This is a genomic window from Bradyrhizobium sp. SHOUNA76 (assembly GCF_023006445.1).
GTDB lineage: Bacteria > Pseudomonadota > Alphaproteobacteria > Rhizobiales > Xanthobacteraceae > Bradyrhizobium.
Genome location: NZ_JALBHA010000030.1, coordinates 20,500 through 33,573, shown reverse-complemented (window position 1 = coordinate 33,573; position 13,074 = coordinate 20,500). Strand labels below are relative to the sequence as shown.

Genomic DNA, 13,074 nt, shown 5'->3' with positions numbered 1-13,074 from the left:
CCCCAGCGTGGCGGCGGCACGCTCGGCGGCGACCTCATCGAAGGTCTGGCCGGTCGCGGCGAGAATCGCATCGCGCCTGGTGACGTCCTGCCACCGGCGGATTGTGGCGTCGACGTATAGCGGATCGATCTCCAGCCCACAGGCCTTGCGGCCGACGCGCTCCGCGGCGAGCAGGCTGGTGCCAGATCCCAGGAAGGGATCAACGACGAGGTCGCCGCGCCGCGTGCAGTCCTTGATCGCATCCGCGATCAAGGCGACCGGCTTCACCGTGGGATGCACCGTGAGATCGTCGAGGCGGCCTTGGCGGAAGGTGTTGACGCCCGCATACGTCCACACGTTGGAGCGGTTGCGGCCATGGCGGCCGAGCTCGACATTGTTGAGGTGCGGCTCATCGCCGTTCTTGTAGATGAAGATCAGCTCGTGCTGGGAGCGGTAGAAGCTGCCTTGGCCGGCGTTGCTTTTGTTCCAAACCACCAGGTTCTGCAGCGGACCAAAGACCGCATGGCCGGCGGCATGCATTTCGCCAAGGTGACGCCAGTCAATGAAGATGTAGTGCATTGACCCGTCGTGCGAGAATTTGACGGCCAATCCCATCCAGCTGGTGAGAAAATCGGTAAACTTGGGCGATGACATTTCCCCGGACCCCACCGCAAACTCGCGGTGCTTGATCTTGCCGCGGCCGAGCGTCGTCGCGATGCGAAGGTTGTAGGGTGTATCGGCGAATATCATGGCCGCGCGATCGGGTCCCATGAGCGCCGCCCAATCCGCTTGTTGACAGGCATCGCCACACAGCACGCGATGCGCACCAAGCTGCCACAGCTCGCCCCTGCGGCTGATCGGCTGCTCGCCGATCGTGCAGGACGCGTCAGCTGAATCATGTTCCGAGTTGCCGAAATCGAGCATCAATCCGTCAATTTCGGCCGGTGCAAACCCGGTGATCTCGAGGCTGAGATTGCATTCTGGTAGCAGGGACGCGAGCTCACCAAGTTCTTCGGCGAGCAGCTTGCGATCCCAGCCTGCGTTCGCTGGAATCTTGTTGTCGGCGAGAGCCAATGCGCGCTTTTCTGCGTCGCTGAGGCCGCGCATCACCAAGACGGGGACCTCCTTCAGTCCAAGCTGCTTGGCCGCCTCCCAGCGGGCATGGCCGCAGATGATCCGCCGATCTGCGTCCACCAGGATCGGGTAGGTAAATCCGAAATGCAGGATCGAATTTGCGACTTGCTTGATTTGCTTCTTGGCGTGGGTTCGTGCGTTCTTGGCAGCTCGCTTGAGATCTCCGGGCGGCAGAAGCTCTAGTTCGCGTTGAACAGCTGGCGACAAGCGAGTGCTTGCCTTGACGACCTCCAAGCCGCCTTCAACGGCGTGTTCGAGGTGCTTAGTTCGCTTACGGGAATTGGAAAGCGCGGTGCGTCTGTTAGGCCGTGGTTTGCAGGTAGCCTCTGTTCGACCGGGCGTCATGTCGAAGCTCCTTGTTGTTGAAGGAGCTAGCGGTATTCAATATTTTTGACGTTTGCATCAAGTCTGATGCCAATCGAATTGTGGCAACAGGGCGCCTCAAACTGCTGCAGCCGATCCGAGGCGCCGCGTTCGACGTGATGTCTGGCTACAGCATAAGGAACTTGTGCAATGTGTCGTCAATCTTTTGCCTGGACGGGACTTTAAGCGCAGGGTCTTGCTTGGCAATGTACCGCAGTATCTCTTTTCGCGGCGGGACCTTCCCTCTGAGGGCCGGCAGTTTGCTGCAATCGAGCGCATCGGAGGGCTGGGCAAAGCGGATGGGGTACGTGTAGCACTCCTGCTCAGCCTTCATCATCGCAATGATATGATGCAGAATACGCCAGTCGAGATCGGTCACGTTATAGGGCAGCAAGGCGGGGACGACCTCGACGGCGCGAAGCAGCGTCCCATCGACAAGCTCAACAGTGCCGCGCCCATCGACGGTCGCGCGGTCTAAGCGAAAGATGTCGAATGTTTCGAGTTCTTGGCTGCCCTCGGGCCGGGCGCGAAATTGCTTGGCGCTCGGCAGCGCGACGAGGGAAATGGTCTGCGCCGCCGCGTTCTCGACAAAGATGCCGACGAGGCCGACAATCTGATTGGACGACAGCCGTAAGCGACCGACGCTGATTTCTACGGTACGCACACGGTCGAAAATGGCATGTTCGGGGAGAACATTGACGGCGTCTGCAATCGAGCGCCGGTTTTCGCATTCCTCCTGTTGCAGCCATTCCAATCGGGCCATGTGCGTCATCCGATGTTCTAGTTGGCCCCCCGTTCTAACGTAAGGCCTTAAGCGCATAACGTTCTACCCGTAGCTTTACGGTCCGGTTGAGACCGGTAGATCGCTGCGCCGCTGCAAAGGCCCGGCATCGGTCGAACGCGGACAGGCGATCTCTCGTGCAAGAGATCGGTGAAATTCGTCAGATAGTCATTTTTTCAGAAATAGCCCCATTTCGCGCCCCATTCGCTTGACTGAGCCGACATGGCGGCGAAGAGCCGCGGCAATTTCCGCCGCGCCGTACCGCCGGCGGATCATCGCCGAAAGTTTCCTGCGTTCGAGGTCGCTCCATTCCTTTGGCTTTGACATGTTCATGGTGGCATCTTCACGCCGGCCCGAGACGGGCGACATTGGGAAATTTACGGGTGCCATCCTGAGTTGTGCAGAGGCCGAGGAGAGCTCTGGGGGGCTGGGGGACTCGTGCATGTCCCACCTGTGGCGGTTGGCCTTCACATCTTTTCAGGAGGGACGGCGGCGCGTTTGATCGCCACGAGCTCCCATGAACCCGCCGCTTACCACGAAAAACACGCCCGCAAATGCGGCTTTACGTGACGTTGCTGCTTGCTGAAGCGCTGCAATCGACCGCAGACCCGCCAGCCGCAGACTCGCCAGCCTCAGAGATCCTCGAACTCGACCCCAATTCGATTGCCACTCGACCAGACGAGGCGGCAACTTCGGACGACGCGATCCTTCTCGAGCATTAGCTTGAACGCGGAGTTCATGTAGCGCCGCGACGGAAGCTCAATTGATGCCCCTTGTTCCGACATGTTGACCACGCGACAGCGTAAGCTGGAGCCGTCGCCTGAAATGTAGGCCACCTCGTCCACATCGATGCGCTCGAGCTTTCGACGGTCTGTCATTCATGCTGTCCGCAATGACCTCAGTCGCCCGATGTGCACCTTGCCTCTAGCAGTTGATATTGTCGCGCGATCTGCGTTGCTAGGTCTGATCGTTCCTTAGCAAGGCTTTTTCTTTGCTCAATCATGTCGTGCCCGTCCCGTTCGAGCACTTCAATCAAGATGGTTTGGCTTTCAATGTTAAGTTGTCTCGCCGAGATGTCTCGCGCGATAGTAGCTAATTCATCATCGCAATGCTGAGGCATGGCAGTCTCTTGGCTGGCCTGTCGGCGAGGACAGCTGCATCCTAGCTCGCCTTAGCTGCCAAACCGTTACCTGACGGTGCAGTCGCTCAGCATCACCAATACCGACACTCTGGGCGTCATGATGAAGCGCTTGCACAACCGCACCCCGAGCTAGCCGTCGGCGCGGCGAAGCGAGCGCATCAGCCATTTGACATAGAGAAGCAGGCACCGAATTCGCCAAACACATCATGTTACCACGACTCGTGTCGAGACACGCGCACGGCTACGTACCCGCATTCTACCTGCCATCTGCGATCAGCCCGTGTTTGCGGAACAGACCGCTTTGCCCTTGGAACGATCGTCGGGGGTCACAGGACGCATCCGCACCGGGCCGATTGAGTATAGCCGAAAGGCGCGGGTCGGCCGCAGAATGCGGCCCGCAAAGCCATCAAAGGTGGATGACCTTCTCGCTGTAGTCCCGGTGCCAGTGCCCAAGCCCGTGTAGAGCGCTTTCCTGGCACGCGATCGATTTGAGCTGAAGGATGCGCTCTATGGTACGCAGCGCGCATGCGTGGAACGTTGACAGGGCAGGATCTCAGGTAGAGCCAAGCTCGGAAACGCGTCCCACCACTTGTAGCAAACACCGTTCTGCGCGGTGGTATCGGCTTCGCTCTGGTGGGCCAGGCGAGGAGCGCAACGAGGGTCAAACATTTTTGCAAGTAAAGCAGCAGCAGCAGTGACGCACCGAGCACGGTCTTCGACCGGTACATCTTTTGAACAAAGCCATCTGTTATCGCCGGCTGCGTTCGTATTGACGAGGTAGGTTAAGCCCTGCGCGATTTGGCTATCGGCAAATCCCAGTAGCGCGGGCTCCGAGTCTTCAAACAGTCGAGTGAGATAAGACGCGGCATCTCCGGAGGCGGGTCACACCAGTTATGCTCGGCATCGAGATACCAAGGTGCTTGCTGAAAGCGAACCTCGCGGCCAAAGGAATGCTCAAGTCAATCGTCAAAAGTGAGGGTTTGAAGGCGCATCCCAACAGCCGCGGTTCGTCGAAGCTCATCGATCTGCCAAACCGCCTGCGGGTTGGCGTCGCGCTCGCCAATGCTAGGCCGGGTACGGGATGAAGCCAAGTCGTGAAATTCTGAGGCAAATGCCCGGGCCGCTCGAACCGCGAAATGGTTCGTTAGCTTTCATGTGGCTAGCTGGGTACGTGCCGATTACCGCCGATTGCGGCACATTGGAATGGGAATGCCCCCCTCGGCTGTTGACCCCATCCTGCGGCTGGGGCCGTTTTGAGCTTTCGCAGCATCGTTCAAAGTCGGTCCACAACCATGCTTAGAGGCATTGCTATCGCGCTATTTGGAATGGGAATCTTTTCGCAACTTGATCGCGCGCTATTTTATGGCCGCCATACTGACGCCGCGCTCAGGTTGATGCGGGATATTGGCCGAGGCTTTGGGCTGTAAGGTTCAGCCGCGCGCCCGATTGGGGTAGGGCATACAAAGATCGCTCGATGGACTATTTCTTCAACAATAGTCCCATCCTTCGCGCCATTCGCCTCGCGGACTCGCTGAGTGGCGGGTCATCGTGCAGTTTTCTCCGGGTTTAACGCTAGCGGAGGCGGTATCGCGGACGCAGGTCGCACACTCATTGATGGGCGCGCTGCCCACAGGCGAGTGATGCTAGCGGAATGTGCTGCCCTCCTCTCGGGACGGGCGACATAATCGTTGCCGTCAGTAACTTCTCCGGATTTTTCGAACTCAGCCTGCACCCGGGACGAGAGCGCCAGCGATTTGGCTGATGATCTCGCTGAATCGCTCGGTCCCCCTGCGGCAGTGAAGACATCGACGAGAATCTCTAGCCCGCGATGGCCCGCGTCTAGTCATGGAGCCCTCTGAAGCGCCGCTTGTCGTGATCGTCCGTTCGACGGGCCGTCGTGTTGATCGTCACCGGAGATGGAGTTCCTGCGCGCCGAGTAGGTGCCGGTCTGCGCGAGGGCAGGACAACTACAACGAACAGAACGTTCACCAGCAGCCATATTCCCACAATGAGAAGGAAAATGCGCACGAGGAACGACCATCGTTTGATCTAGAATCTGCCGAGCTTACTCCTGCCTCATACCCGGCGCGCAGCCGGCAACACTGGGTTCGCGGACGGAGCCGCCTCAGCGCAGCCGGCACATTGGCATCCCCCCCGAGGCCGTTGGGCCCCGAGCGCTTTGCGAGCGTCCGGGATCGATCGCAGCCTAGTCCGGCGCAACACTCGCGTCAGTGCGCTTTCGGACATTCATGCCCCTTCAGGTATGGTAGTTCTATGCATCATCGGCGAGCGCCGAACAGGGACAGCCCGGGCGGCCTTGAGTGGGATGCGCTCCGCCTCGCAATGGGTGAGCGCCCGTCAGAAAGCGTCGCTCGGGTCCATGCTTCCGTTCTCGTCCACCATCTCGCTCTCCTCATCTGCAAATCGAGCGCGAGAACAGATCGTGTTTACAAACCACAGAAAAAGTGTGTGAAGAGATGGAGGGTTACTCGGGTACAGTTTCCCTGTTCAGGCGGGTGCCCATTCCCTGATCACATCAGAAAATTTCCCTGTTATGGATTCCAGCGTCCGGTGCCGCAACAGCTTTGGAGTCGCAGGCGTTTTCGTAGATTCCCCTGGCCAAATAGCCCGCCACGGCATCGTTTTTCCCTGTAGAATTCCCTGTTCGCAGGGAAGCGACCCGGGGGCGAGCCTTTTCCCGGTTTGGGCTGCAGCGAGCTACGACAAGCTGCGTCGTTTCGACCTGGCCGATCAGGCCTATGCGCAAGCGATCCGGCTGGGAGGCGAAACCGTTCAGATCCTGAATGACCAGGGATATTCGTACATGCTGCGCGGCAATCTGAATGCAGCGCGACGGAAGTTCGAGAAGGCCTATTCGCTCGACCCAGGCAATCCGGTCATCGCAAATAATCTCGAGCTTCTCAATGGCAGCCGGCGGTTCATTGAAAGACCACCAAACAACCAGCCATAAGTGGTCGATCGGATACTGCGATCACCGCCAGTTCTCGTCAATTTGGCCCGATCACAGCATCAGCGTGACGGCTGCCGCTGCGGATGATGACAATGATGCCATTGCGAACGGTAAATCGCGCGCCGAGCAGTTTCCGCACCTTCTCCGTGATCGGAAAAGGAAAGGGCACGGCTTCTCCTGCGACGGGATCGCCGACCTTGATCGTCTCGGTCGCGGAGCCTGCAATTGGTGCAGGCTTGATATAGTCTCGGACAAGCTGAATCTCTTCACGTGACAGGATGAGCGGAGCCTGGTCAGGACGGGCCTCCGACGGCGGCTTGGGTGTTTCACTGCTTGCCTTTGTCTCATTGGTGCTTGCGATCTGATCGAGCCTGGCTACGCGTAGCTTGAGCGCGATGATGTCACGTTGCAGTGCTGCGATCTCCAATTTGCGCGAGTTGACCTGCATGAAGACAATGATCGCGCAAACGCTGCTCACGACAAAGCCGACGCTCAGCAATGCGATCAACCACCGCTCAAAGTTTCCCATCGACCCTCCGGCCGTCCGGGGGAGTTGATCGCGCTGGAGATGGCTCCGCCAGATGCGGCGTGCTCGGTCCATCCAGTCTGTAGAGCCCGTTACGCCGGCCGCCGCCCGGCCCGACCCAAAATGCGCGGGCGACGAGGCGGCTTCCTGTCGGGCCGGATCAACACACGACGCCGTGTCGACTTGCTCAAGCTCTAGATCTTCGGGGACGTGATCCTCCGTAGTCAGATGAGCGGCAGGGTGGACGGGATCCATCTGCTTATCGAGCCGGCCCATCTCCGTTCTCCATGGAGCCATCTGTCAACTTCAGCAGTTATGCCGACGCGGATAGAATAGGGTACCCGAGGATTCGATCAATCGGAACGGAAAAGGCGCCGGGCCGCGGGCGTGAGCCGTTCCAAGGACAGCTTCAGGAGATAGGCTACCAACAGAAGCCAAGGTTCGCCCCCGCGGACACGCAAGCCCGTGGGTCTGTGCGGCGAGGTGGCGAAGAGCCTGGAGCGCTTGCCCGGCCTTTCCGGACTTTCGCCGGGTCAACTCAATGGGCAGGCAATGGCTTGCCCTTCATCCGTTCCCGCAGACGCTGAAACGTCACGTAGAGCATCGGCACCAGGAAGATTCCGATCGAGCTCGCCGCGAGCATGCCCGCGAACACGGCTGTACCGACAGCCCTGCGGCTGAGCTCTGCAGCGCCGGTCGCGATCACGAGCGGCACGAGACCAAGGATGAAGGCGACGGAGGTCATCATGACCGCGCGGAAGCGCATATGCGCGCCCTGGATCGCAGCGTCCTCGAGCGCCACGCCTGCCTCGCGTTGCTCCTTGGCGAACTCGACGATCAGAATCCCGTTCTTGGCGGCGAGCGCGATCAGCACCACCAGCCCGATCTGGCCGTAGAGGTCGAGATTGAGGCCGGCGAGCTTGATGCCGACGTAGGAGCCCAGCACGCCGACGACGACCGACAGCAGCACCGGGATCGGGATCACCGTGCTCTCATAGAGCGCCACCAGGAACAGATAGGCAAACAGCACCGCAAGCATCAGCACGGTACCGGTCTGGCCGGCGGCCTGCTGCTCCTGATAGGCGGTGCCGGTCCACGCAAAACTATAACCCGCAGGCAGTACGGCATTTGAGACATCGGCCATCGCGGCCATCGCGGTGCCTGAGGAGACACCGGGCGCCGGGCTGCCGTTCACCGTCACCGAGCGGTAATTGTTGTAGCGGGTGATCACCTGAGGCCCGGTCACGATCCTGATCCCGGCCAGTGATCTGATCGGCACCATCTGCCCGGTGCTATTGCGCAGATAGATGCGCCAGATGTCCGAGATATCGCCGCGATCGAACGCTTCGCCCTGGACGTTGACCTGCCAGGTGCGGCCAAACCGGTTGAAATTGTTGACGTAGATGCCCCCGAGCGTCGCCTGCAGGGCGGTGAAGATGTCGCTGACCGTCACTCCGAGCGCTTGCGCCTTGCCGCGGTCGATGTCGAGATGGATCGACGGATTGGTCGCAGTGAAGGTGGAAAAGACGCGCGCCAAACGCGGATCGGCGTTGGCGGCGCCGATCAGTGCGTTTGTGACGCTCGAGATTTCGGCCGGACTCTGTCCTTCCAATGCCTGGAGCTGGTATTCGAATCCGCCGCCGGTGGAGAGTCCGATGATCGGTGGCAGGTTGAACGGCAGCACATTGGCCTGTCGGATCTGCGCGCCGGCCGCGAAAGTCTGCCGGATCAGCGTTTGCGCAGACTCTGCTGCAGCCTTGCGTTCGGCAAATGGCTTCAGACGCGTGACGACCAGCGCGCTGTTCGATTCCGAGGCGCCGTCGAGCAGGGAAAAACCGACGATGGCAAGAACGTGGTCGACAGCCGGCATCTGCTTCAGGATGTCTTCAACCTGCTGGGTGACCTCGCTGGTTCGCGCCACCGACGCGCCGTCCGGTAGTTGGACCGAGGTGAAGAAGGCGCCCTGATCTTCCTCGGGCAGGAAACCTGTCGGCGTGATCAGCGACATGCCGAAGATGCCGGCGGCCAGGAGCGCGACGAGCAGCACGGAGAGGCTCGCGATGCGCACGAGGCGGCGGACGCCGCCGCTGTAGCGGTCACGAATCCAGTCGATGGAGCCGAGGACGCGGCCCATGATGCCGCGCCTGGGCCCGGTGTGGCGCAGGAGCAGCGCGCACAGAGCGGGCGACAGGGTCAGGGCGTTCAACGCGGAAATGATCATCGCGGCGCTGATCGTCACCGCGAACTGGCGGAACAGCGTTCCGGAAACGCCGGGAATGAATGCGATAGGTACGAAGACCGACAGCAGCACCAGGGTGATCGCGATGATCGGCGCGGTGATCTGGGTCATGGCCTTCTTGCTGGCCTCGGTGGCGGAAAGGTCCGGCTCCTCCTGCATGACCCGTTCGACGTTCTCGACGACGACGATCGCATCGTCCACGACAATGCCGATGGCGAGCACCATCGCCAGCAGGGAGACCGTATTCGCCGAATAACCGAGCACGAGCAGGACGGCGAAAGTGCCGATCAGGCTCACCGGAACCGCGATCGCGGGGATCACCGTGGCCCGGAGATTGCCGAGGAAGAGGTACACCACGATCACGACCAGCACGAAGGCCTCGCCCAGCGTCTGCAACACCTCCGCGATGGTGTCGCGCACGAAGCTCGTGGAATCGTATTGCACGAGGTAGCTCAGCCCGGTGGGGAAGTGCTGCGACAGCCGCTGCATCGTCGCCGCCACGGCTTGTGCGGTGGTCACCGCATTGGCGCCCGGGGCCAGATAGATCGCGACCGGAACGGCCGCGCGTCCGTCGATCCGCGCTTCGCTGTCGAGGTTTTGCGCGCCCATCTCGACACGGGCAACGTCCTTCACCAGCAGGGACGAGCCGTCCGGGTTGGCGCGCAGCACGATGTTGGCGAATTGATCGACGGTGGTGAGCCTGCCCAGGGTCTGCACGTTGAACTGGAATTGCTGGTCGTCGCTGATCGGGCGCGCGCCGATGCGGCCGACCGGCGCCTGGACGCTTTGCGTGCGAATTGCGGCAATGACATCCGACGGCGTGAGATTGAGGCTGGTGAGCCGCTGCGTGTCGAACCAGATCCGCATCGAGTAGTTCATCTTGGCGAACAGATTGGCCTGCCCCACTCCGGGGGTGCTCGCGATCGCATCGAGCACGTTGATGATGGCGTAGTTCGTGATGAACAGCGGATCCTGCTCGTCATTGGCGCTGTAGAGCACGAGGAATTGCAGGATCGACGAGGACCGCTTGCGGACCGTCACCCCCTGCTGCTGCACTTCGGTCGGCAATTGCGACAGCGCGCTCTGCACGCGGTTGTTGACATTGACGGTGTTGATGTCGGGGTTCGTGCCGAGAGCGAACGAAACCGTCAGTGTGTAGCTACCGTCGCTGGCGCTGGTCGATTTCATGTAGAGCGCGCGGTCGACGCCGACGATCTGTGCCTCCAAGGGCTGGGCGACGCTGCTCTCGACGACTTCGGCGGACGCGCCCGGGAAGGTACCTGAGACCGTGACCTGCGGCGGCACGATGTCCGGAAATTGCGCTACCGGGATCTGCATCAGCGCGAGCGCACCGGCAATGGTGATGATGAAGGCGATCACCATCGCAAGCCGGGGACGATCAATGAAGACCGCGGACATCATGGCTTGTCGTCCGCCCGGCCGGCCTTGCCGGAGGTGCTGGGAGCTGCGTGCGGAGCCGCACCATCCGCAGCCTTCATGCTCGACAGGATCAGTGGACTTGCCGGCCCCGGCGCAACGACCTGGCCGGAGCGAACCCGCTGCAGGCCTTCGACGATCACCCTGTCGCCGGCCGCGAGTCCGGCGATGACCGCCGCGATGGTCGGGGTCGATTGCCCGAGCTGGATGCGGCGCTGCTCGGCCTTGTTGTCGGCGCCGACAGCGAGAACATAATCGCCCTGCTGATCGGAGAGCACGGCGGAGCGCGGGATCGCCAGCACCTCGATCGGCTGGATGCCCTCGAGCACGACGGTCACGAACTCGCCGTCGGTCAGCTCGTGAACGGTGACGCCGGCCGCCGAGGACGCTCGCAGGATAGGATTGCCGATCTCGCCGCGCACGGTGATCGTGTCGGTGTTCTGGGCAATGGTGTTGTCGACGAAATTCAGTTTGCCGGACTGGCCGTACATGCGGCCGTCGGGCAGTCGCAGCCTGATGACGACGGCTTCCAGGCCACCTTGCGGCCCGTATCGTTCCCGCAGCTCCAGCCCTTGGCGCAGCGGCACGGGGAAGGTGACGTGCATCGGGTCCTGGCTGACGATGGTGGTCAGCACGCCCGAGCTTGGGCCGACGACGTTGCCTTCCGTCAATGCCGTGCGTCCGATCTTGCCGGCGATCGGTGCGCTGATCTGGGTGTAATCGAGGTTGATCCGGGAGGCCTGGACCTGGGCTTGCGCGGCCTGGACCTGGGCTTCGAGGCTGAGCTGGTTCGCGATGGCGGCGTCGTAGGTAGACTGTTGCCCGGCAGGGCCTCCGAGCAGGGTTCGCGCGCGTTCCGTCGTCTGTTTGGCATTCTCGAGCGTCGCCTGAAGCTGCGCCACCTGCGCCTGTTTCGATGCCAGATCCGCTTCGAAGGGACCACGCTCCAGCCGGTAAAGCGCATCGCCTTTGCTGATCTCGGCGCCTTCCTCGAACAGGCGCCGTTCCAGGAATGCGGTGACGCGCGCAACGACATTGACCCGATTGATCGCCTCGATCCGCCCGAGAAATTCACTGCTCTCGGTGATCGGTCGCCTGGTCGCTTCCACGACGCCGACCGCGGGAGGCCCTGGCGCGGCGGGTTGGGTCCGGGCCACCCCGCCGGCGATGATCGTCAGGAGAGTTGCCGCCAGCAGCCTGATCGAGACGCCAGCAAGGTTCATTGTCCGCTCCTTGCAACGTTGGGACCGGGCCGATGCTTCACCGGCGCCTCGTTACTCCCGCGGTGTTCGATCGCTGCGCACGGGCTCGTCGTAACCCTTGCGGCGGCTATAGAACATCAGTGCAATCAGGCCGCAGCCGGACACCAGCATCAGGATTGCAGCCCCCGCCAGGATGGCGTTGCGGTAAAACGGCATTGACGGCGTTTCCTGCCATACCGCCACGGAGTACCAAGTCGCCACAACGAGAAGCGCTGCGAGAATGGCTCCGAGAAGCCATAGGTTGGTGTGGCGCACGATCTCCTCCATCGTCTGATTGGGGTTGCATGGCCTTCGCACCCCTCGGCCGCCTGCGAATTGCGCAAGGGGGCCTAGCGCCACCGCCATCCGCAGCGACGACGACCGCGATGCCACCAGCAAACCCAGCGGCGGCTGCGTGGTCGCCGGCGGCGCCAGCCAGGATGAGGCGGCGGTCCCCATTGGGCCTGCGTCAGGAGATCCGACGGCCGGTCGGTCTGGCCGAGCTTGGGTGCGATCGGCATTGCTTCCGTGACCGCAATGAAGCGGACGCCGATGGTGCCTATCGCCGCGGCAGCTACGGCATTTTTGGCAAGGCCAAGGAAAGCGCGACGGTTGGGGGTGTCCATCATCATCTTCTCCTTAAGTTACGCAGTCCGCCGCACGGCCTGAAGCGCGTAAAGCAGCCACGCGAGGCCGTGCGAGATCAGGTCGACCCCAAGCAGGAATCCGAGGACCCACAGGCTCATGGTGGGGAAGCTGAACAGGATCAGCGCGCCAGCGACCAACCCGAACACGCCGGAGATCAGCATCATCCATCCGTTCTGGCGCCAATGGGCGAAGCTCAGCATGCAGCGGATAACGCCTGAGGCGATCAGGATCGCGCCGAGGAAATAAGTGAGGATCAGAGCGCCGGAGGCGGGCTGGGTCAGCAGCACGAGCCCGAAGGCGACGTAGAGGGCGCCGAGCAGGATCTGCCACAGGAAGCCGCCCCATCCTTTGGTCCAGAAAGCGTGGACGATCTCGAATGCGCCGGCCGCGATCGCGGTTAATCCGATCAACTTCACACTGATGATGGTCGCGAACGCCACGTCGCTGAGAGCTGCGATACCGGCGGCAATCATGACGACGCCGAGGAGAGCGCAGACCCACAGGGGTGGAGGGCCCAGAGCTGCGATGCCGGACCGGCTGTCATAGACTGTCATGCCACGCTCCTGATCTACCAAAGATCGCCGCCCCGACGCGACGATAGATTCGGAGGCGGA

General features: G+C 61.6%; 11 protein-coding genes. 2 read left to right on the top strand and 9 right to left on the bottom strand.

Annotation, left to right across the window (positions count from 1 at the left end; translation table 11 throughout):
• From MOV74_RS06880 to MOV74_RS06865, 4 genes are all read right to left on the bottom strand, one after another.
• The coding region (locus tag MOV74_RS06880; RefSeq protein ID WP_246919304.1) for a DNA methyltransferase at positions 1-1,458 on the bottom strand (1,458 nt) is incomplete at its 3' end.
• A gap of 145 nt (positions 1,459-1,603) precedes the next feature.
• Positions 1,604-2,239 (bottom strand): hypothetical protein, encoded by a 636-nt coding sequence (locus tag MOV74_RS06875; protein ID WP_246919301.1) that lies wholly within the window; start codon positions 2,237-2,239, stop codon positions 1,604-1,606.
• Between the two features lie 186 nt (positions 2,240-2,425).
• Positions 2,426-2,590: a hypothetical protein gene (locus tag MOV74_RS06870; RefSeq protein ID WP_246919298.1), complete on the bottom strand. Its 165-nt coding sequence runs from the start codon at positions 2,588-2,590 to the stop codon at positions 2,426-2,428.
• Between the two features lie 299 nt (positions 2,591-2,889).
• Positions 2,890-3,135, bottom strand: coding sequence for a PilZ domain-containing protein (locus tag MOV74_RS06865; protein WP_246919294.1), 246 nt, complete (start codon positions 3,133-3,135; stop codon positions 2,890-2,892).
• A gap of 1,183 nt (positions 3,136-4,318) precedes the next feature.
• On the opposite strand from MOV74_RS06865, the gene MOV74_RS06860 reads away from it, so the two are divergent.
• Positions 4,319-4,483 (top strand): hypothetical protein, encoded by a 165-nt coding sequence (locus MOV74_RS06860; RefSeq protein ID WP_246919291.1) that lies wholly within the window; start codon positions 4,319-4,321, stop codon positions 4,481-4,483.
• Positions 4,484-5,952: 1,469 nt separating this feature from the next.
• Positions 5,953-6,369 carry a tetratricopeptide repeat protein gene (locus MOV74_RS06855; RefSeq protein WP_246919288.1) on the top strand — a complete coding sequence of 139 codons (417 nt, stop codon included), beginning with the start codon at positions 5,953-5,955 and terminating at the stop codon, positions 6,367-6,369.
• A gap of 37 nt (positions 6,370-6,406) precedes the next feature.
• Here the strand turns inward: MOV74_RS06855 and MOV74_RS06850 are convergent, their stop codons facing one another.
• The 5 genes from MOV74_RS06850 to MOV74_RS06830 all read right to left on the bottom strand — a co-directional run bounded on the left by MOV74_RS06850 (position 6,407) and on the right by MOV74_RS06830 (position 13,014).
• A complete protein-coding gene (locus MOV74_RS06850) occupies positions 6,407-7,171 on the bottom strand; it encodes a hypothetical protein (RefSeq protein ID WP_246919285.1) in 765 nt (254 codons plus the stop codon).
• A 262-nt stretch (positions 7,172-7,433) separates the two neighbouring features.
• Complete coding sequence (locus tag MOV74_RS06845; RefSeq protein WP_246919283.1) at positions 7,434-10,556, bottom strand: efflux RND transporter permease subunit; 3,123 nt, start codon at positions 10,554-10,556, stop codon at positions 7,434-7,436.
• Positions 10,553-11,794, bottom strand: coding sequence for an efflux RND transporter periplasmic adaptor subunit (locus MOV74_RS06840; RefSeq protein WP_246919279.1), 1,242 nt, complete (start codon positions 11,792-11,794; stop codon positions 10,553-10,555). Before MOV74_RS06840 ends, MOV74_RS06845 begins: the two co-directional genes overlap by 4 nt.
• A 51-nt stretch (positions 11,795-11,845) precedes the next feature.
• Complete coding sequence (locus MOV74_RS06835; protein ID WP_246919276.1) at positions 11,846-12,271, bottom strand: hypothetical protein; 426 nt, start codon at positions 12,269-12,271, stop codon at positions 11,846-11,848.
• Between the two features lie 185 nt (positions 12,272-12,456).
• Complete coding sequence (locus MOV74_RS06830; protein WP_246919273.1) at positions 12,457-13,014, bottom strand: HdeD family acid-resistance protein; 558 nt, start codon at positions 13,012-13,014, stop codon at positions 12,457-12,459.
• Positions 13,015-13,074: the final 60 nt, after the last annotated feature.